This window comes from Streptosporangium longisporum (assembly GCF_039534895.1).
GTDB classification, from domain to species: Bacteria; Actinomycetota; Actinomycetes; order Streptosporangiales; family Streptosporangiaceae; genus Streptosporangium; species Streptosporangium longisporum.
Window position 1 is genome coordinate 221244 of the sequence record NZ_BAAAWD010000015.1, and the last position, 18517, is coordinate 239760.

The 18517-nt window shown below is 73.4% G+C and carries 16 protein-coding genes and 1 pseudogene; 7 read left to right on the forward strand and 10 right to left on the reverse strand.

What is annotated here, in order from left to right; translation table 11 throughout:
- The first annotated feature begins 52 nt into the window (after positions 1-52).
- Both ABD832_RS27405 and ABD832_RS27410 read left to right on the forward strand, forming a co-directional pair.
- Positions 53-865, forward strand: a complete 813-nt coding sequence (locus ABD832_RS27405; protein WP_344900434.1) for an enoyl-CoA hydratase-related protein — start codon at positions 53-55, stop codon at positions 863-865.
- On the forward strand, positions 865-2679 hold the full coding sequence (locus tag ABD832_RS27410; protein ID WP_344900436.1) for an acyclic terpene utilization AtuA family protein: 1815 nt from the start codon (positions 865-867) through the stop codon (positions 2677-2679). Before ABD832_RS27405 ends, ABD832_RS27410 begins: the two co-directional genes overlap by 1 nt.
- Before the next feature lie 60 nt (positions 2680-2739).
- Here ABD832_RS27410 and ABD832_RS27415 read toward each other — a convergent pair whose 3' ends face one another.
- On the reverse strand, positions 2740-3321 hold the full coding sequence (locus tag ABD832_RS27415; RefSeq protein ID WP_344900438.1) for a TetR/AcrR family transcriptional regulator: 582 nt from the start codon (positions 3319-3321) through the stop codon (positions 2740-2742).
- Positions 3322-3430: 109 nt separating this feature from the next.
- Between ABD832_RS27415 and ABD832_RS27420 the strand changes: the two genes are divergently transcribed.
- From ABD832_RS27420 to ABD832_RS27430, 3 genes are all read left to right on the forward strand, one after another.
- On the forward strand, positions 3431-4345 hold the full coding sequence (locus ABD832_RS27420; protein ID WP_344900440.1) for a TIGR03620 family F420-dependent LLM class oxidoreductase: 915 nt from the start codon (positions 3431-3433) through the stop codon (positions 4343-4345).
- Positions 4346-4599: 254 nt separating this feature from the next.
- On the forward strand, positions 4600-5625 hold the full coding sequence (locus tag ABD832_RS27425; protein ID WP_344900442.1) for a phosphotransferase family protein: 1026 nt from the start codon (positions 4600-4602) through the stop codon (positions 5623-5625).
- A 190-nt stretch (positions 5626-5815) separates the two neighbouring features.
- The gene (locus ABD832_RS27430; protein WP_344900444.1) at positions 5816-6085 is read left to right on the forward strand and encodes a hypothetical protein; all 270 of its coding nucleotides are present in this window, start codon (positions 5816-5818) and stop codon (positions 6083-6085) included.
- Between the two features lie 264 nt (positions 6086-6349).
- Here the strand turns inward: ABD832_RS27430 and ABD832_RS27435 are convergent.
- A pseudogene (locus ABD832_RS27435) lies at positions 6350-6653 on the reverse strand (helix-turn-helix transcriptional regulator).
- 66 nt (positions 6654-6719) lie between these two features.
- Between ABD832_RS27435 and map the strand changes: the two are divergent.
- Complete coding sequence (gene map / locus ABD832_RS27440; protein ID WP_344900446.1) at positions 6720-7502, forward strand: type I methionyl aminopeptidase; 783 nt, start codon at positions 6720-6722, stop codon at positions 7500-7502.
- Between the two features lie 96 nt (positions 7503-7598).
- On the opposite strand, the gene ABD832_RS27445 is transcribed toward map, so the two are convergent.
- The 6 genes from ABD832_RS27445 to ABD832_RS27470 form a co-directional block, all read right to left on the reverse strand.
- Complete coding sequence (locus ABD832_RS27445; protein WP_344900448.1) at positions 7599-8252, reverse strand: TetR/AcrR family transcriptional regulator; 654 nt, start codon at positions 8250-8252, stop codon at positions 7599-7601.
- A gap of 189 nt (positions 8253-8441) precedes the next feature.
- Entirely contained in the window at positions 8442-8996 is a 555-nt protein-coding gene (locus ABD832_RS27450) for an isochorismatase family protein (protein WP_344900450.1), read from the reverse strand.
- Between the two features lie 143 nt (positions 8997-9139).
- Complete coding sequence (locus tag ABD832_RS27455) at positions 9140-11002, reverse strand: hydantoinase B/oxoprolinase family protein (protein ID WP_344900452.1); 1863 nt, start codon at positions 11000-11002, stop codon at positions 9140-9142.
- On the reverse strand, positions 10999-13038 hold the full coding sequence (locus ABD832_RS27460) for a hydantoinase/oxoprolinase family protein (protein WP_344900454.1): 2040 nt from the start codon (positions 13036-13038) through the stop codon (positions 10999-11001). The genes ABD832_RS27455 and ABD832_RS27460 overlap by 4 nt, the downstream gene beginning before the upstream one ends.
- A gap of 13 nt (positions 13039-13051) precedes the next feature.
- On the reverse strand, positions 13052-14248 hold the full coding sequence (locus ABD832_RS27465; RefSeq protein WP_344900456.1) for a CaiB/BaiF CoA transferase family protein: 1197 nt from the start codon (positions 14246-14248) through the stop codon (positions 13052-13054).
- Positions 14245-14877: a GntR family transcriptional regulator gene (locus tag ABD832_RS27470; protein ID WP_344900458.1), complete on the reverse strand. Its 633-nt coding sequence runs from the start codon at positions 14875-14877 to the stop codon at positions 14245-14247. The genes ABD832_RS27465 and ABD832_RS27470 overlap by 4 nt, the downstream gene beginning before the upstream one ends.
- 75 nt (positions 14878-14952) lie before the next feature.
- Here ABD832_RS27470 and ABD832_RS27475 point away from each other — a divergent pair, with 75 nt between their 5' ends.
- Positions 14953-15882: a hydroxymethylglutaryl-CoA lyase gene (locus tag ABD832_RS27475; protein WP_344900460.1), complete on the forward strand. Its 930-nt coding sequence runs from the start codon at positions 14953-14955 to the stop codon at positions 15880-15882.
- Between the two features lie 102 nt (positions 15883-15984).
- Here ABD832_RS27475 and ABD832_RS27480 read toward each other — a convergent pair whose 3' ends face one another.
- Positions 15985-17535: a phytoene desaturase family protein gene (locus ABD832_RS27480; protein ID WP_344900462.1), complete on the reverse strand. Its 1551-nt coding sequence runs from the start codon at positions 17533-17535 to the stop codon at positions 15985-15987.
- Positions 17532-18434, reverse strand: a complete 903-nt coding sequence (locus tag ABD832_RS27485) for a LysR family transcriptional regulator (RefSeq protein WP_344900464.1) — start codon at positions 18432-18434, stop codon at positions 17532-17534. Before ABD832_RS27485 ends, ABD832_RS27480 begins: the two co-directional genes overlap by 4 nt.
- Positions 18435-18517 lie beyond the last annotated feature (83 nt).

Sequence of the window (18517 nt, forward strand, 5' to 3'; positions counted from 1 at the left end):
CCCCTCCCGCGGAGCGGCGGCCCCTCGCGGGCCCCTCGTGGAAAGGAACGAGATGAGAACCGATGGGGGCTGGCCGGTGGATCGCCTGGTGCACGGGGAGGCGTCCGGAGGAGTGGCGACGATCACCCTCGACTCCCCCCGCAACCGCAACGCCCTGTCGGTGCGGCTGCTGGGCGACCTGGAGGAGCGCCTGGAGTGGGCGCTGGCCGACGAGAGCGTCCGGGTGATCGTGCTCACCGGCACCGGGCCGGTGTTCTGCGCGGGCGCCGACCTCAAGGAACAGCGGGTCGCCCCGGGCGCGCCCCACGAGGCGCCGGTGACCGCGTCGTTCCCGGAGATCATGAACCTGATCTGGGAGAGCCCCAAGCCGGTGGTGTGCCGCCTGAACGGCACCGCGCGGGCCGGCGGGCTGGGCCTGGTGGCGGCCTGCGACTTCGCGATCGCCCCCGACTCGGCGTCGTTCGCGTTCAGCGAGGTGCGGCTGGGCGTGGTGCCCGCGATGATCTCGGTGACCGTGCTGCGGAGGCTCGGCCAGCGCACCGCGGCCGAGTACCTGCTCACCGGCGAGACCTTCGACGCCGCCCGCGCCGCCGAGATCGGCCTGATCACCCGGGCCGTGCCCGAGGAGGAGCTGGACGCCACGGTCGCCCACTACACCGGCATGCTGCTGCGCGGCGGTCCCGAGGCGCTGGCCCTGACCAAGCAGCTGGTGCGGACCGTGCCGACGCTGAGCGTCGAGGAGGGCATGCGCCAGATGGCGGAGCTGTCGGCCCGGCGCTTCACCTCCGCCGAGGGCCAGGAGGGCATCGCCGCGTTCATGGAGAAGCGTCCCGCCTCCTGGGTTCCCCCGGGGGCGGCGCTCTGATGCTGCGCGTCGCCAACTGCTCCGGTTTCTACGGCGACCGGCTCTCGGCCGCCAGGGAGATGGTCGAGGGCGGCCCGATCGACGTGCTCACCGGCGACTGGCTCGCCGAGCTGACCATGCTGATCCTGGCCGGGAACCGGGCCAAGGGCCGACCCGGCTACGCGACGACCTTCCTGACGCAGCTGGAGCAGGTCCTCGGGACGTGCCTGGAGCGGGGCGTGAAGGTCGTCTCCAACGCGGGCGGGCTGGACCCGGCCGGATGCGCCGAGGCCGTGCGCGAGCTGGCCGGGCGCCTCGGGCTGCCGGTCAGGGTCGCCTGCGTCACCGGGGACGACCTGACCGGCCGCGACCTGAGGGGAGCGCCGAACGCGGACACCGGCGAGCCTTTGTCCGTCCCCGCGCTGACCGCCAACGCCTACCTGGGGGGCCGCCCGATCGCCGCCGCCCTGTCGGCCGGGGCGGACGTGGTGGTCACCGGCCGCGTCACCGACGCCGCGCTGGTCACCGGGCCGGGCATCTGGCGGTACGGCTGGGGACCCGGCGACCTCGACGCGCTGGCCGGTTCGGTGGTCGCCGGGCACGTCATCGAGTGCGGCTGCCAGGCGACCGGCGGCAACTACGCGTTCTTCGGCGAGGTGCCCGACCTGGCGCACTGCGGGTTCCCGCTGGTGGAGCTGGAGGCCGACGGGTCGTGCGTGGTCACCAAGCACCCCGGCACCGGCGGGCTGGTCTCGGTCGGCACGGTGACCGCGCAGCTGCTGTACGAGATCGGCTCCCCCCGCTACCTCGGTCCCGACGTGGTCGCCCGGTTCGACACGATCCGCCTGGAGCAGCAGGGACCCGACCGGGTCCGCGTCTCGGGGGTGCGCGGGGAGGCCCCGCCGGACACGCTGAAGGTCGCCGTCACCTACGCGGCGGGGTACCGCAACACCATGACGCTCGTCCTGACCGGCCTGGACATCGAGGCCAAGGCCCGGCTGGCCGAGGAGGCCGTCTGGTCCCGGGTGCCGAAGGAGTCGTTCGACGAGGTGCACGTGGAGCTGACCCCGCTCGCCGGGACCGCCCTGCTGCGCATCACCGTGATGGACGCCGACCGGCGCCGGGCCGGGCGGGCCTTCTCCTCGGCCGTGGTGGAGAGCGGCCTGGCGAGCTACCCGGGCCTGTACGGCCTGACGCCTCCGGGCGACGCCTCGCCCTACGGGGTGTACTGGCCGACGCTGGTCCCGGCGGAGTCGGTACGGGCCCGCGTCCTGCTCGACGGCCGCGAGCTCCCGGACACGCCGGCCGGGCCGATCTCATCGGGCGGACCGGCGGACAGGGACACCGGGAGCACCGGGAGCGTGGAGACAGAAAGCGCGCCGGGCGCGGGGAGCACGGACGCGGCCCCCACGATGAGCGCGGGGAGCGCCGGACGCGTCGTCGGTGCCGTGCCCGGTGACGACCTCGTCCCCGGCGACGATGACGACCCCGGTCGCGGTGCGGAGAGTGTGCGGGTGCCGCTGGGCACGATCGTGGGCGCCCGTTCCGGGGACAAGGGCGGCAACGCGAACCTGGGCGTCTGGGTCGGCACCGCGGAACGGTTCGGCTGGCTCAGGGAGCACCTGACGACCGAGCGCCTGGCGGAGCTGCTGCCGTCGGCCGCCGGGCTGAGGATCGAACGTTTCGAACTGCCCAACCTGCTCGCCCTCAACTTCGTCGTGCACGGTCTCCTGGGCCGGGGCGTGGCGGCCAGCCCTCGTCTCGACGCCCAGGCCAAGGCCCTGGGCGAGGAGCTCCGCGCGAGTCTCGCCGACATCCCGCGCCGTCTTCTCTGACCCGCCCGCCCGCTTCTGCGACCGCCCGCACCGCTTCTCCGGCCCGCCGTACCGTTTCCCTCACCCGTCCGCACCGCTTCTCCAGCCCGCCGTACCGCCGCGGTCCCGGTCGCGCAGGCCCGCCAGGGTCACCGCGAGCAGGTGGTCGGCCCGCTCCAGCCCGCCGGGCAGCTCGCTCGCGGCCAGCGCGACGCCGGTGACGAGCTGGAAGAAGTCCTCGACATCGACGTCCCGGCGCGTCCGGCCCTCCCGCTGTGCCCTCGACAGCAGGCCCGTCGCCGCCGAGCGCATCGCCGCGTGGCAGTCGAAGCCGGGCTCGGCCGGGTCGCGTGTCATCGAGGTGGACATCCCGCCGTCGGTGAGGGCGTGGGCGAGCACGTCCCGGGACCAGAGGTCGAGGGCCTCGTCCGGTGAGGTGTGGGTGAGCAGGTCGTCCGCCCTCGCGCACAGCGTCTCCACCCGGTCCTGGAACACGGCCGCCAGGAGGGCCTGCCGCGTGGGGAAGTGACGGTAGAGCGTTCCCGGCCCCACCCCCGCCTGGCGCGCGATCTCGTTGAGGGACGCCTCCGGCCCCTGTTCCGCGATCACGGCCCTGGCCGTCGTCAGCAGGTGCTCACGGTTGCGGCGCGCGTCGACCCGCATCGATCCCTCCAGGTCCTCACACCGGTTTGCAAACGGAGAACTTCTCCGTATCATACGGTCATATTATCCGGAGACCCTCTCCGGATACTCCGGGAGAAGAGAGTCCTGAATGAACGACCACACCACCGGCCTCGGACGCGTCGGGATCTGGACCTTCGCCTTCGACGACCAGCCCGCGGCGAGGGTCCGCGAGGCCGCGGCGGAGATCGAGGAACTCGGCTACGGCGCCCTGTGGTTCGGTGAGGGGTTCGGCCGCGACAGCGTGAGCCAGTCCTGGCTGCTGCTCTCCGCCACCCGGCGGCTGGTCGTGGGGGCGGGCATCGCCAACATCGCGCTGCGCGACCCCATCACCATGGCGGCGGCCGAACGCGCGCTCAACGAGGCGTACCCGGGCCGCTACCTCCTCGGTCTCGGCGGGCACCGGGTGTCCGACACCCCCATCCAGATGGACGGCTACAGCATCCCGAGCCGCGGCCGGGCCGTGCACACGATGGGCGCCTACCTCGACGCGATGGACGCCATCCCGCTGGGCTCCCCCGCCCCGGCGACGCCCCCTCGGCGCGTCCTCGCCGCGCTCGGACCGCGGATGCTGGCTCTGGCCGCCGATAGGACGCTCGGCGCCCACCCCTACTTCGTGCCCGTGGAGCACACCCACCGGGCGAGGGAGATCATGGGCTCCGGCGCCCTGCTCGCGGTCGAGCAGGCCGTCGTGCTGGACACCGACCTCGCGAGGGCCCGCGAGGTCGCCAGGGGGCACCTGGAGCCGTACATCACCATGGCCCCCCACCAGATCGCCAGCCTCCGCAGGCTGGGCTTCGGCGACGACGACCTGGCGGACGGCGGGAGCGACCGCCTGGTCGACGCGATCGTCGCCTACGGGGACGCGGACGTCATCGCCGAACGCGTCCGGGCCCACCTGGACGCGGGCGCGGACCACGTGTGCCTGCAGGTGCTGACCTCCACCCCCTCGGCGCTCCCGCTGCCCGAATGGCGCGAGCTGGCCGCCCTGACCACGGCCGTCTGACCACGGCCGCCCCACCGCGACCGCCTGACCACGACCACCTGACGATGACCGCTTCACCGCGACCGCTCCACCGCTACCGTCTGACCACGACCGCCTGACGACGGCCCGCCGGGCACGCCCTCCGGCGTGTCGCGGGGATTCCCGGGAAGCGTGCGGAGCCGGGCCTCCCCCGTGGCGCGGGTCGCTATTGACCGTCGCGGGCGGGAACCATAGATTCACCCCCAGCCAGAACATCATTCGGTCCAGGAGGGCGCATGACGGCCGCGCACATCGACGTCACCGCGATCGACTTCGACGTGCTCGGTGCGTGGATGGACGACCAGGGGCTGCCCGGCGGGCCGTTCGAGCACGTCGCGCCGGTGACCGGCGGGACGCAGAACGTCATGGTGCGCTTCGAGCGGGGCGGCGCCGCGTACGTGCTGCGCAGGCCGCCGCTGCACCCGCGTGCCAGGAGCAACGAGGTGCTCCGCCGTGAGGCGCGGGTGCTCGCGGTCCTGCGCGACACCCCGGTGGCCGCGCCGCGCCTGGTGGCGGCATGTACCGACGAGAGCGTCATGGGCGCGGTCTTCTACCTGATGGAGCCGGTCGAGGGGTTCAACGCCACCGTCGGGCTGCCCGAGCCGCACGCGGGCGACCCCGCCATCCGGCACCGGATGGGGCTGGAGGCGGCCTCGGCGCTGGCCGAGCTCGGGCGGGCCGACCACGGCGCGCTCGACGGTTTCGGCCGTCCCGAGGGGTTCCTGGAGCGGCAGGTGCCGCGCTGGATGGGCGAGCTGGAGGGGTACGGCGCGCTGGCCGGGTATCCGGGGCCCGACATCCCCGGCCTGGAGGAGACGGCCGCCTGGCTGGAGCGCAACCGGCCCGCGACGTTCGTGCCCGGGATCATGCACGGTGACTACCACCTGGCCAACCTGATGTTCGCCCTGGACGGCCCGCGGGTGGCCGCGATCGTCGACTGGGAGATGTGCACGGTCGGCGATCCGCTGCTGGACCTGGGCTGGCTGCTGGCGACCTGGCCGTCCCCGGACGGGGTGGGCGTGATCTCCGGCGGTGTCACCGGGCTGGCCACGACCGCCGAGCTGGTCGACTGCTACGCGGCCCTGTCCGACCGCGACCTGTCGGCCGCCGACTGGTACGCGGTGATGGCCTGCTTCAAGCTGGGCATCGTCCTGGAGGGCACGCACGCCCGCGCCTGCGCGGGCAAGGCCCCCAGGGAGATCGGGGACCTGCTCCACGCGACCACGCTGAACCTGTTCGCGCGCGCCCGGACGTTCATGTGAGACCGCCGCCCGGCCGTGCACCTCGCCCTGCGCCCCGCCGGACGTGACGCGCGGGCGTCCTGGAGTTCCCGGGCGTCCCCGGACTGGGTCAACGTTCTGATCTGTCCATACGAACGCCCGCTAAAACGACAATTGCTTGATAAGCATCTCAAGATCGTGCAATTCTCTGTCGAGACGGAGGTGACGCACGATGCCGGACACGCTGGCCTGCCTGGAACGGTTCGTTTCCGCGGTACGGCAGCACGCCGACCTGTCGGTACGGCGGATCTCCTTCGGCGACCCCGCGTACGTCTACGTCCGCAACCGTTTCAGCAACACCCTGGCCGAGACCGTGACGTGCTCCCCCGACGGGGGCTTCATCACCTCGTGGGGCTACCGGCTCGGCAGCAGCGAGAACATCGACGGCGCCGCGGCCCGGCTGGCCTTCCTCCTCGCGGCCATGCCCGCCCCCCGGGTGTGACCGGCCGCCCTGCCCGCCCTCGCGCGACCGGCAGGGCCGCCATGTGCTCCACCGGGTCGTGACCGCCCCCGTTCCTGCACCACGGGTGTGACCGCGGCGCCGGAACGACGTCCGGGACACCGGCGATCGGTGAGCACCGTCGCCCCCCGCCAGGTCGCGATCAGGTCGAGGCGCACCCGGGTCTCCCCGGCGTGCGCGGCCTCCCGGGCGTGCGCGGCCTCCTCGGTGTGCATGCCGGTGCGGAAACCGCGGCCGTCAGGGGGCCTACGAGGCCAGCCGCTCACCCGCGCCGCGATCCGACCGGGCGAGTCCGGCCTCGCCGTCCGACCGCTTGATCTCCGACCACACCGCGTCGAGGGAGAGGCCGAGGACGTCGGCGATCGCGGCGATGGTCGGGAAGGCGGGGGTGGCCACGCGACCGGACTCGATCTTCCGGAGGGTCTCCGGTGAGACGCCCGCCCGCAGCGCGGTGTCGAGCATCGGTCTGTCCCCCCCTGGCACGTCGCAGGAAGGCGCCGAGGCGCTGTCCACGTTCGATCTCTGCGGGAGTGAGCGGCAATCTGACCATGCCTCCAACTCTAATACCGGGATAATATGGCCGGGATACTTATTGGTCACACGAGGAAGACGTTGCATGATCGAGATCCTGAGTCCCACCGCACTGCTGCGAGCGAAGGACGCCGGCGCCCTGGTCGCCGACATCCTGCAGACGATGAAGAGCCGCAGCACGGTCGGCACGAACCTCCTGGACATCGACCGGTGGACCCACGGCATGATCACCGAGGCCGGGGCGCGGTCCTGTTATGTCGACTACGAGCCCTCCTTCGGACGCGGGCCGTTCGGCCACTACATCTGCACGTCGGTCAACGACGCCGTGCTCCACGGACTGCCGCACGACTACACGCTCGCCGACGGCGACCTGCTGACGCTCGACCTCGCCGTCTCCGTGGGCGGGGTCGTCGCCGACTCCGCCATCAGCTTCGTCGTGGGCGACGCGAGGCCCCCGGAGAGCGTCGCGATGATCGACGCGACCGAGCGCGCGTTGAGCGCGGGGATAGCCGCGGCCGGGCCCGGAGCGCGCATCGGTGACCTCTCCCATGCCATCGGCTCGGTCCTCAGCGAGGCGGGATACCCGATCAACACCGAGTTCGGCGGCCACGGCGTCGGATCGACGATGCACCAGGACCCGCACGTCTCGAACACGGGACGGCCCGGCCGCGGGTACACGCTGCGTCCCGGGCTGCTGCTGGCACTGGAGCCGTGGGTCATGGCGGACACCGCCGAGCTCGTCACCGACGCCGACGGCTGGACGCTCCGGAGCGCGACGGGCTGCCGGACGGCGCACAGCGAGCACACGATCGCCATCACCGAGGACGGGGCCGAGATCCTCACCCTGCCCACGCAGGCGCGGCCGTGAGGTGACGGCCGGCCGTGTTCCCCGCTGCCGGCGGTGCGCCGTCCGTCGCCGCCGGGGTGCGGGACCGCCCTCCCCCCGGCGTCCCCGGCCGGTCGGCTAGGACGCCTCGGTCGGTTCGGCGGAGAAGGCCGACAGGTCCAGACCGACCTCCCGGGCGGCGGCGACCCGGGCGTGGTGGAGCAACCGGCTGCGGGACATGTTCCCGGTGTGCAGGGTGTAGCGGACCACCAGGCCGTCGAGCATGCCGTCGATCCGCTCGGCCGAGCCCACCGGATCGTCGCAGGCGAACTCGCCCGAGGTGACGCCCTCGGAGATCACCTGGCCGAGGATCTCGATCCAGGAGCCCTCCAGCTCCAGCAGGATGGTGCGGACGTGCTCCTCGCGCACCCCGACGGCCCAGGCGTCCAGCCAGAGGATCCAGCTCTGGTCGGAGCGGGAGGCCGGGATGTAGAAGCGCAGGACGCGGTCGAGACGCTGGACGGCGGTGCCGGGCTCCGCCACGATCTCCCTCAGCCGCTGCACCTCGGAGTCGCTGGTGCTGCGGAGCATCTCGGTGATGAGGTCGTCCTTGGTGGCGAAGTGGTAGTGGATCAGCCCACCGCTCACGTTCGTCGCCCTGGCGATGTCGGCGACCCGGGTGCTGGCCAGCCCGCGCTCCAGCACGACCCGCCTGGCCGCCTCGAGGAGCTCCGCGCGCCGTTGGTCGGCCTGGTCGGCGCGGCTGCTGCGCGCCCCTCCTCCGCTGTGCACGGCGCAAGACTACAGCAGCGCCGCAACCCTCCCTAATACTACTGATTGGCCGACCAGTCAACACTTTCGTTCCTGCCCGGACGACCGTTTCCGGTCACCGCACGGACGAGGAGCGTCCGGGACGGCGCGCGTCCCCGGCGCGGCTCGACCGCAGAGGCGACCGTTGACGCCGGGTGAGAGAACCGCCTGTCAGGGGGCGCGCAGGCGGGCCAGGGTCTCGGCCTCGTCCCAGACCTCCCCGTACTTGGCCTGGATGTCGTACAGGCTCGCCTCGTGCGGGCCCGGGGCCCGGTCACCGACGGCCTGGCGTACCACGACGGGCAGGAAGCCGTGCTGGATCGCGTCGACCGCGGTGGCCCGGACGCAGCCGCTGGTGGACACGCCCGCGACGACCAGGGTGTCGGCGCGCAGCGCGGTGAGGGTGGAGGCCAGGGAGGTGCCGAAGAAGGCGCTGGCGTACTGCTTGACGACGACGAGCTCGCCCGGGGCGGGGGCCACCTCGGGCATGAGCGCGCCGAGCGGGCCGTCGCCGACCAGGTGCCGCAGCGGGGCGACCTTGCGGAAGAACAGGCCGCCGTCCGCACCGCCCGGCCCGTAGGAGACGCGGGTGTGCACCACCGGGACGCCCGCCTCGCGGGCCGCGGCCAGCAGCCGGGCGGACGACTCCAGGCAGCCGCGCGAGCCGAGGAACAGCTCGGCGCCCGGCTCGAAGTAGGCGCGCATCAGGTCGACGAGGACCAGCACCGGCCGCTCCCCGAAGGGGAGGCTCCCACCGAACGCCTCCCCCGACCCCGCCCCGACCCCCGGACCGGACCGCGAACCGGGCCCGGCCCCCGGACCGGATCCGGACGCGGATCCGGACGCGGACCTCGGGCCGGATCCCGCGCTCACACCCGCACCGGCGGGCGCGGGGCGGGCAGGCCGGTCTCCTCCTCGCAGTTGGCCAGGATCTCCTCCAGCGGCGGGCCCATGTCGAACACCGCGGGCTCGGGCCTGGTCTCGCGCAGCGAGGCGCGCAGATCGGCGGTCGCCTCCTCGTCCACGACGCCCTCGCCGTCGCAGGCCACGCCGTAGCGGCGGGCGCCGTCGGCGCTGACCAGCCCGCGCCGTACCTCCAGCGCGACCAGGGCGGGGTCGCGCTCCAGCGGGTCGCCCCACCCACCCCCGCCCCAGGTGACGAAGTGCAGCAGGTCACCGGGGGCCACCGGGACGTCGTGCACCTTGCTGGGCAGCGTCTGCACGCTCCCGTCGGCCCGCTCGATCCACTTGCGTCCCCGGGCCCCGGGGGTGCCGCCGTTGACGCCCCAGGGGTAGGTGAGCCAGCGGTCGTCGTGGATGGCGATCGTGCCCGGCTCCAGGAACCGGTAGGCGACGTCCACGCCGTTGCCGCCGCGGTGCAGCCCGGCGCCGCCGGTGTCGGCGACGGTCTCCCAGCGCTCGATCCGCAGCGGGTAGTACGACTCCAGGAACTCGCACGGGATGTTGGTGAACGACGGCCACAGCGAGTGCCCGTCGGGGCCGTCGCCGATCGGCCGTCCCGGGATGCCGCCGAAGCCGATGGAGTAGAGCTGGAACCACTCCCCCGTGCCGGTCTTGTGCCCGGAGTACATGAAGTGCGGCGAGGAGGAGAAGCCCGCGGCGTTCAGCAGCTCCGGCGTCCGCTGCCCAAGCAGCCCGCCGAACAGGTCGAAGATGCGGCCGATGCCGTGGTTGCGGGCGTTGAGCGCGGCCGGGTACTCCGGCTTCCAGAAGCTCTTGGCCGGGATGTGCACGTCCACCAGCGGGTAGAAGCCGTCGTTCCACAGGATCTGCGGGTCGGCCACGGTGATCAGGTAGATGCCGAAGAACATCCGGGCCAGGTTCTCGTTGATGAAGTAGTTGATCGGCCCCTGGGCCTGCGGGTCGCTGCCGGAGAAGTCCAGCAGCACCTTCTCCCCGGTGCGGGTCAGCGACAGCGTCAGCTTGTACGGCCCGAAGCCCACCCCGTCGTCGCAGATGTAGTCGGAGAAGGTGAGGGTCTCCCCGTCCTCGAAGAGCGTGGCCAGCAGGATCTTCATCGCGTCGTGGTTGCGCAGCAGCAGCGCCTCCAGCGCCGAGGTGTAGGTCTCGGTCCCGAACCGCGCGCACAGCTCCTGGATCCGCCGGGAGGCGGTACGGCAGGCCGCGATGAGGCCGTTGAGGTCGGCGCGGTTCCAGTCGGGCTGGCGCACCTGGTTGAGGATGATGCGCAGCGCGTCCTCGTTGAGCACGCCCCGGGAGTAGAGCTTGAAGGGCGGGATGACCACGCCCTCCTCGAAGATGGTGCGCGCGTCGGTCGGCATGGAGCAGGCGGTCTTGCCTCCGACGTCGGACATGTGGCCGAACATCGACGCCCAGCCGACGACCCGGCCGTCCACGTAGATGGGCATGACGACCAGCCAGTCGTTGGCGTGGCTGATCGCGCCGTCGCAGGAGTAGGGGTCGGAGGTGAGCAGCACGTCGCCCTCCTCGATGGTCCCGTCGAAGCCGTCCAGCAGCGAGGGGATCGACAGCCCGAACTGGCCGACGACCATGCGGCCCTGGGGGTCGCCGATCAGCGGGAACTCGTCGTGCTGCTCGCGGATGCCCGGGGAGAGGGCGGTGCGGAAGAGCACCTCGTCCATCTCGTGGCGCGCGTTGCGCAGCGCGTTCTCGATGATGTCGAGGGTGACCGGGTCGACGTCCACCGCCGTGAGCGGCGCGCCGGCGGTCTCGATGATCTGGGCCATCATGCCTCCAGGGGGCGGATGAGCAGGCTGCCGCTCTCGTGGACCGTGGCGGCGTGGCCCGGCAGCACGAGGGTGGTGGAGTCCATTTCGACGACGATCGCCGGGCCGCGGACCACGTTCCCGGCCAGCAGTGCGGAGCGGTCGTACACGGAGGCGTCGCTCCAGCCGCCCTCGACCCAGATCGGGTGGGTGGAGACGACGGCCGCCGACGCGTCCTCGCCACCGGCCGCCAGCGCGACCGCGCGGACGTTGGGACGCGGGCCGCTGACCGCCGCGCGTGCGCTGACCAGCTCGTGCTCGTTGCCCAGCAGGAAGGAGAAGAGCCGCTCGTGCTCGGCGTCGAACGCCTTGCCCAGGGCCTCCAGCCCGGTGTCGGCCTCCACCGGGATCGGGATCTCGAATCCCTGCCCGTGGTAGCGGACGTCGACGTGGTAGGTGGCGCTCTGGTCGTCGCGGCCGACGCCCTCGGCCTCCAGCGTCCGCGCGGCGGTCTCGGCCAGCTCGGCCAGCAGCCCGCCCAGCTCGGTGTCGGTGAGCCGGGAGAAGCGCCGGATGTAGGTGCGGGAGGCCTCGTCGCGCAGCGAGGTGGTGGCGTCGCCGTACGCGCAGAGCACGCCCGGCGAGGGCGGGATGACGACCGGCCAGGAGCCGGTGAGACGGCCCAGCGCGTTGGCGTGCAGCGGCCCGGCCCCGCCGAAGGCGACCATCGCGAAGTCGCGCGGGTCGAAGCCCTGCTGCACCGAGACCAGGCGCAGCGCGCCGAACATGTTCTCGTTGACGATGTCGACGATGCCCTGGGCTGCGGCCTCGACCGACGGCAGGCCCATGGCCTCGGCGATCCGCGCCACCGCGGCGTGGGAACGTTCCCGGTCCAGCACGATCTCGCCCCCGGCCAGCCGGGTCGGCAGGTAGCCCAGCACCACGTTGGCGTCGGTGACGGTCGGCTCCTCTCCTCCCCTGCCGTACGCGGCCGGGCCGGGGTCGGCTCCGGCCGACTGCGGGCCGACGCGCAGCGCCCGGGTCAGCTCGGGGACGTGCGCGATCGAGCCGCCGCCCGCGCCGACGGTCCGCACGTCCACCGAGGCCGAGCGGACGGTGAGGTCGCCGATCTTGGTCTCGCGGCCGATGCGCGGGCGCAGGTGCTCGACCAGGGCGACGTCGGTGGAGGTACCGCCCATGTCGAAGGTGAGAAAGTCGGGGAAGCCTGCCTGCTCGGCCACCCAGACCGCGCCGGCGACGCCGCCGGCCGGGCCCGACAGCAGCAGGTTGACCGGGTTGGCCGCCGCGGCCGGGGCCGAGGCCAGGCCACCGTCGCTGCGCAGGATGTTCAGGGCACCCGCCACCCCGCCGTCGGCGATCTTCGACGCGAGGTTGTCCATGTACCGGGCGACCTGCGGCTGGACGTAGCCGTTGGCGACGGTGGTGATGGTGCGCTCGTACTCGCGCAGCTCGGGCAGGACGGCCGAGGAGATCGAGACCGGCACGCCCGGCAGCTCCTCCGCGGCGATCTCGGCGATCCGGCGCTCGTGGCCGTCGAAGGCGTAGGAGTTGATCAGGGAGACCGCGAGGGCCTCGACGCCGCGCAGCCGCGCCAGGGAGACGCGCAGCGCGTCCTCGTCCAGGGGGACGACGACGGACCCGTCCGAGGCGACCCGTTCGACGGCCTCGATCGTGTCCTCCAGCGCGGCCAGCGGCTCGGGCTTGGGCCAGATGATCCAGCCGGCCAGGCCGCCGGGCACGAACGAGCGGGCGATCTGCAGCACCTGCCGGAACCCGGCGGTGGTCACCAGGCCCACCCTGGCGCCCTTGCCCTCCAGGATGGCGTTGGTCGCGACGGTGGTCCCGTGCAGGACCTGGCCGATCTCGGACAGGGGGATGCCGGCCTCGGCGCAGACCTTCTCGATGCCGGCCAGCACCCCCGCCGACTGGTCGTGGGGGGTGGAGGGGGTCTTGGCGCGGAAGGTGCGCCCGCTGTCGGTGTCGATGAGGAGGATGTCGGTGAACGTCCCTCCGACGTCCACCCCGAGCCGGTAGTGCATGCCGTGCTCCTTGTCAGATGATTCCTGTCGCGGCGAGCCGCGCGATCTCCTCGCCGGACAGGCCGAGCAGGCCGCGATAGACCTCGTCGTTGTGCGCGCCGAGCTCGGGCCCGGCGCTGCGCACGCTTCCCGGCGTCTCGGAGAGCTTGGGGACCACGTTCTGCATGGCCAGCTCGCCGAACTCGGGGTGGGGGACGTGCACGATCGCCTCGCGCGCGGCGAAGTGCGGGTCGTCGAACATGTCGGCGGCGCGGTAGATCCGCCCGGCCGGGACGCCGTCCCGGTGCAGGATCTCCAGCAGCTCGTCGGCGGGGAAGAGGGCCGTCCAGCGGGCGATCGTCTCGTCCAGCTCGGCCATGTGGGCGCCGCGGGCGCCGTGCGTGGCGTAGCGCTCGTCGGTGGCGAGCTCGTCGGCGCCCATGGTCGCGGCGAGGCGGCGGAACACGCTGTCCTGGTTGGCCGCGATGAGGACCGAGTCGCCGTCGGCGGTGGGGTAGACGTTGCTGGGCGAGACGTTGGGCAGCACGGGGCCGGTGCGCTCACGCTGGTAGGAGGCCTGCTGCCACTCGGGCAGCATGGACTCCATCATGGCGAGCACGGCCTCGTAGATGGCCGAGTCGACGACCTGTCCCTTGCCGCTGCGCTCGCGCTCGTGCAGCGCGACGAGCGTGCCGACGCAGGCGTGGGTGGCGGCCAGTGAGTCGCCCAGCGAGATCCCGGCGCGCGACGGCGGCCGGTCGGGGTCTCCGGTGACGTACCGGATGCCGCCCATGGCCTCGCCGATGGAGCCGTAGCCCGCCCTGGGCGCGTACGGCCCGGTCTGGCCGAACCCGGTCACCCGGGTGATGACCAGGCCGGGATTGATCTCGTGCAGCCGGTCGGGGGACATGCCCCAGCGCTCCAGCGTGCCGGGCCGGAAGTTCTCCAGCAGCACGTCGGCCCGCTCCACCAGCCGCCGGACGAGGTCCTGGCCCTCGGCGGTACGCAGGTCGCAGGTGACGGACTTCTTGTTGCGGGCCACCACCGGCCACCACAGGGACGTGCCGTGCGGCTTCTCCCTGCCCCACTGGCGCATGGGGTCACCCCGGCCCGGGTCCTCCACCTTGATGATCTCCGCGCCGAAGTCGCCGAGCAGCTGCCCGCAGAACGGTCCGGCGAGCAGCTGCCCGAGTTCGACGACCCGGACGTCTCCGAGCGGAAGGCCTCTCATCGTGGGTTCTCCTGGTGACGGGGACCGAGCAGGGACGCGCGGGCGGAGAACAGGTGGGCCCGCATGACGGCCTCGGCCCATTCGGGGTCTCCGGCCCGCACGGCCGCGGCGATCTCGATGTGGTGGTTGACGCTGCGCCGCATCGCCTCCTCGTCGAAGGCGCCGTAGGTGCGCAGCAGGACGGGCGAGTGGACCAGGGAGCTGATCGACTGGGCCAGCACGGCGCTGCCGCCGAGCCGTACCAGGTCGCCGTGGAAGTCGGCGTTGAGGCGGTAGACCGCCTCGACGTCGCCCTGCTCGGCGCGGTCGCGCAGGTCGAGCGCGACCCGGTGCAGGCGGTCGCAGTCGGCGGCGGTGGCGACGGCGGCGGCCTGGCGCGCGGCCAGTCCCTCGATCCGCGCCCGCAGCTCGAAGATCGTCTCCAGGTCCTCGCGCGGGTACTCCACGACGCGGGCTCCGCGGTTGGCCGCGATCTCGACGAGCCCCTCGGCCTGCAGGCGCCGCAGCGCCTCGCGGACCGGCGTCCTGCTCACGCCGAGGGTCTCGGCCAGCTCGGCCTCGCCCAGTCGGTCGCCCGGGACGTACTGCCCGGCGAGGATCAGCCCGCGTAGGTCATCGACCACTGACATGTATACATTCCTCCGGTCTATCTGCCACCATGATGGGGATATGCCAGGTCAATGACAAGAGGTTGCATACAATTCATGGAAATAGACGTCGTCGAGGTCGGCCCGAGGGACGGCCTGCAGAACGAGCCGGTGATCGTGTCCACCGACGCGAAGGTGGCCTACATCGAGGCCCTGGTCGCGGCCGGGCTGCGCCGCGTCGAGGCGGTGAGCTTCGCCCACCCCGGGCGGGTGCCGCAGATGGCCGACGCCGAGGCGGTGATGGCCCGGGTCCCCCGCGCCGCCGGGGTCCGCTACGCCGGGCTGGTGCTCAACGAGCGCGGCCTGGACCGCGCGCTGGCCGCCGGGGTGGACGAGGTGAACGTCGTCGTGGTCGCCACCGAGACCTTCTCCCGGCGTAACCAGAACATGTCGGTCCGGCAGGCCGTGGACGCCTTCGCCGCGATCGCCGGGCGGGCCCGCGAGGCCGGGCTGGGCGTCACCGTCACCGTCGGGGCGAGCTTCGGCTGCCCGTTCGAGGGCGAGGTCTCCCCGGACCGGGTGACCGACATCGTGCGGCGCTGCGCCGACGCCGGGGCCGAGGAGATCGCGCTCGCCGACACCATCGGCGTGGGCGTGCCCGCCGAGGTCCGCCTGCTGACCGCGGCGGTGCGCGAGGTGACGGACCTGCCGCTGCGCTTCCACTTCCACAACACCCGCAACACCGGGTACGCCAACGCCGAGGCCGCCCTGCACGCCGGGGCCACGTCCCTGGACGCCAGCGCGGGCGGCATCGGCGGCTGCCCGTTCGCGCCCGCCGCGACCGGCAACATCGCCACCGAGGACCTGGTCTACCTGCTGCACCGCTCCGGGGTCCGCACCGGCCTGGACCTGCCCGCGCTGCTACGGGCCGCGGCCCTGATCGAGCCCGAGCTGGACGCGCCCCTGCCCGCGCAGCTGGGCCGCGCCGGGATCTGGCCCGCGGCCGGCCCGTCCGTCCTGTCCGGCCCGTCCGTCCCGGAGGCTTGAGCGGTCCCCCGGCCCGTCCGGCCTGAGCGGCCCCTCTCAGCCCTGCGGGCCGGGGACGGTGGAGCGGGTCTCCTCCAGCGGCCGAACCCCCGCGGGAGCGGGTCAGCCGAGCACGGCCATGGCGGCGTTGTGACCGGGGACGCCGCTCACCCCGCCACCGCGCCGGGCACCCGCGCCGCACAGCAGGACGCGCTCGAAACCGGTCCCCACCCCCCAACGCCCGCTCCCGGCGTACGTCCCCCCTTCGCACGACCCGTCCTCGTACGGCCAGGACAGGTCGCGGTGGAAGATGTGGCCGCCGGGCAGGCCCGCCTCGGTCTCCAGGTCCACCGGGGTCCTGACCTCCAGGCAGGGGGTGCCGTCCGGGGCGCGCAGCAGGCAGTCCTCGACGGGCTCGGCCAGCACCCGGTCCATCGAGGCGAGCGTGGCGCGCAGCGCGGCCTCGCGCGCCCCGGCGGGGTCCTCGCGGAACAGCCTGGCCGGCATGTGCAGCCCGAAGAGCGTCAGGGTGTGCGCCCCGGCCTCGCGCAGCCCCGGTCCCAGGATGGAGGGGTCGGTCAGCGAGTGGCAGTAGACCTCGGCCGGGGGCAGCGACGGGATCCGCCCGGCCGACGCCTCCGCGTACGCGCGGGCCAGCGCCCGGCGTCCCTCGTTGATGTGGAAGGTGCCGCCGAACGCGGCCGCGGGGTCCACGCGCGGGTCCCGCAGCCGCGGCAGCCGCGAGAGCACCATGTTGACCTTGAGCTGGGCCCCCTCGGGGACGGGCTCGGCGGCGCCGCCCAGCAGGCGGGCGAGCACGACGGGCGGCACGCCCGCCAGGACCCGCTCCCCCGTCACCGTGTGCTCCCCGGCCGCGTCGCGGAAGGCCACCTCTCCCGAGGGGTCGATCGCGAACACCTCGGCGCCGGTGAGGATCTCCGCCCCGGCCGCGCGGGCGGCATCGGCCAGCGCGCCGGAGACCGCCCCCATGCCGCCCACCGGGACGTTCCAGTCCCCGGTGCCGTCGCCGATCACGTGGTAGAGCAGGCAGCGGTTGGCCAGCAGGCCCGCGTCGTCCGGATCGGCGAAGGTGCCGATCAGGGAGTCGGTGAGGACCACCCCGCGCACGGTGTCGTCGGCGAACCGTTCGTCCACCACCTCGCCGACCGGCCTCTCGAACAGCTCCCGCCACGCCTCGCGGCCGACCAGGTCCCGCATCGCCGCCCGGTCCATCAGCGGTTCCAGCAGCGTCGGCGCCACCCGCTCGGCCACGCCGGCCGTCATCGCGTAGAAGCGCCGCCAGGCGTCCAGCTCGGCGGTGCCGCCGGTGACGCGGGCGAAGGAGTCCGCGGTCCGCGCGGCGTCACCGCCGTCGACCAGCAGACCGGTCTCCCCCACGGGCGTGTACGAGGCGTACCGGCGGCGGCGGAGCGTGATCCTCAGCCCCAGCTCGGCCACGATCCTGGAGGGCAGCAGGCTGACCAGGTAGGAGTAGCGCGAGAGCCGGGCGTCGACCCCAGGGAACGCCCGCGCCGAGACGGCGAGGCCGCCGACGTGGTCCAGGCGTTCCAGCACCAGGACGCGCCGTCCGGCGCGGGCCAGGTAGGCGGCGGCGACCAGGGCGTTGTGGCCGCCTCCGACGATCACCGCGTCGTGGTGCGATCGGTTCGTCATCGGCGCTCCTGCCCGGCGGAGAGGGTGATCTTCAGCAGGGTGGCGGCCGGTCCGCTGGGGGCGCGGCCCCGCCGCCAGACCGCGCGCAACCGGCGGGTGAGGTCGATGTCGCGGGTGGGCACCCCGATCAGGCGGCCGGTGGCCAGCTCGGCCTCCACGGCGTACCCGCTGAGCACGGCGGGGGCGGCTCCCTCGCGGGCCGCCCCCTTGACCGCGGCGTTGGAGCCGAGCTCCAGCCTGGGCGCGGCGACGGCGTGGCCGGCCAGCGCGCGGTCCAGGGTCTCGCGGGTGCCGGAACCGCGCTCGCGGACGACCAGTGGGGTGGCGGCCAGCTCGGCGGCGAGCAGCGGGGTACGGCGCCTCGCCCACGGGTGGCCGGGCGCGACGACCACCACGAGCCGGTCGGTGGCCACCACCCGCGACACCAGGCCCTGAGGCACCGAGGGCCCCTCCACGAACCCGAGCTCGATCTCCCCGCCGATCAGTTTCGCCACCTCGGCCGAGTTCTGCACGTCCAGGCCGACCTGGACCTGGGGCTCGCGGTCCTGAAGCTCCCCCAGCCAGCGCGGCAGCAGGTACTCGGCCACCGTCATGCTGGCGGCGATGTGCAGGTGGGCGGAGCGGCCGTGCCGTACCGCCTCGGCCCCCCGCATCAGCTCCTCGGCCGCCGCCAGCACCTGCGCGGCCCAGGCGGAGACCATCACCCCCTGGGGGGTGAGGGTGGAGCCGCGGGGGGTGCGTTCCAGCAGCGGCAACCCGAGGCGGCGTTCCAGCAGCGAGATCCGCTTGCTCACCGAGGGCTGCGCGATGCCCGCGGCGCGGGCGGCCTGGCCGAGACTGCCCAGCCTGTCCACGTCGACGAGCAGTCGCAGGGATTCGAGGTCGGGCAGCTCGCTCATAGCGCCAGGCTATGACCTTCCACCGAGGTGACGGCTACCGGCCGGGCCGAGACCCGCCGAGACTCGGGCCATGCCCCCCTCTC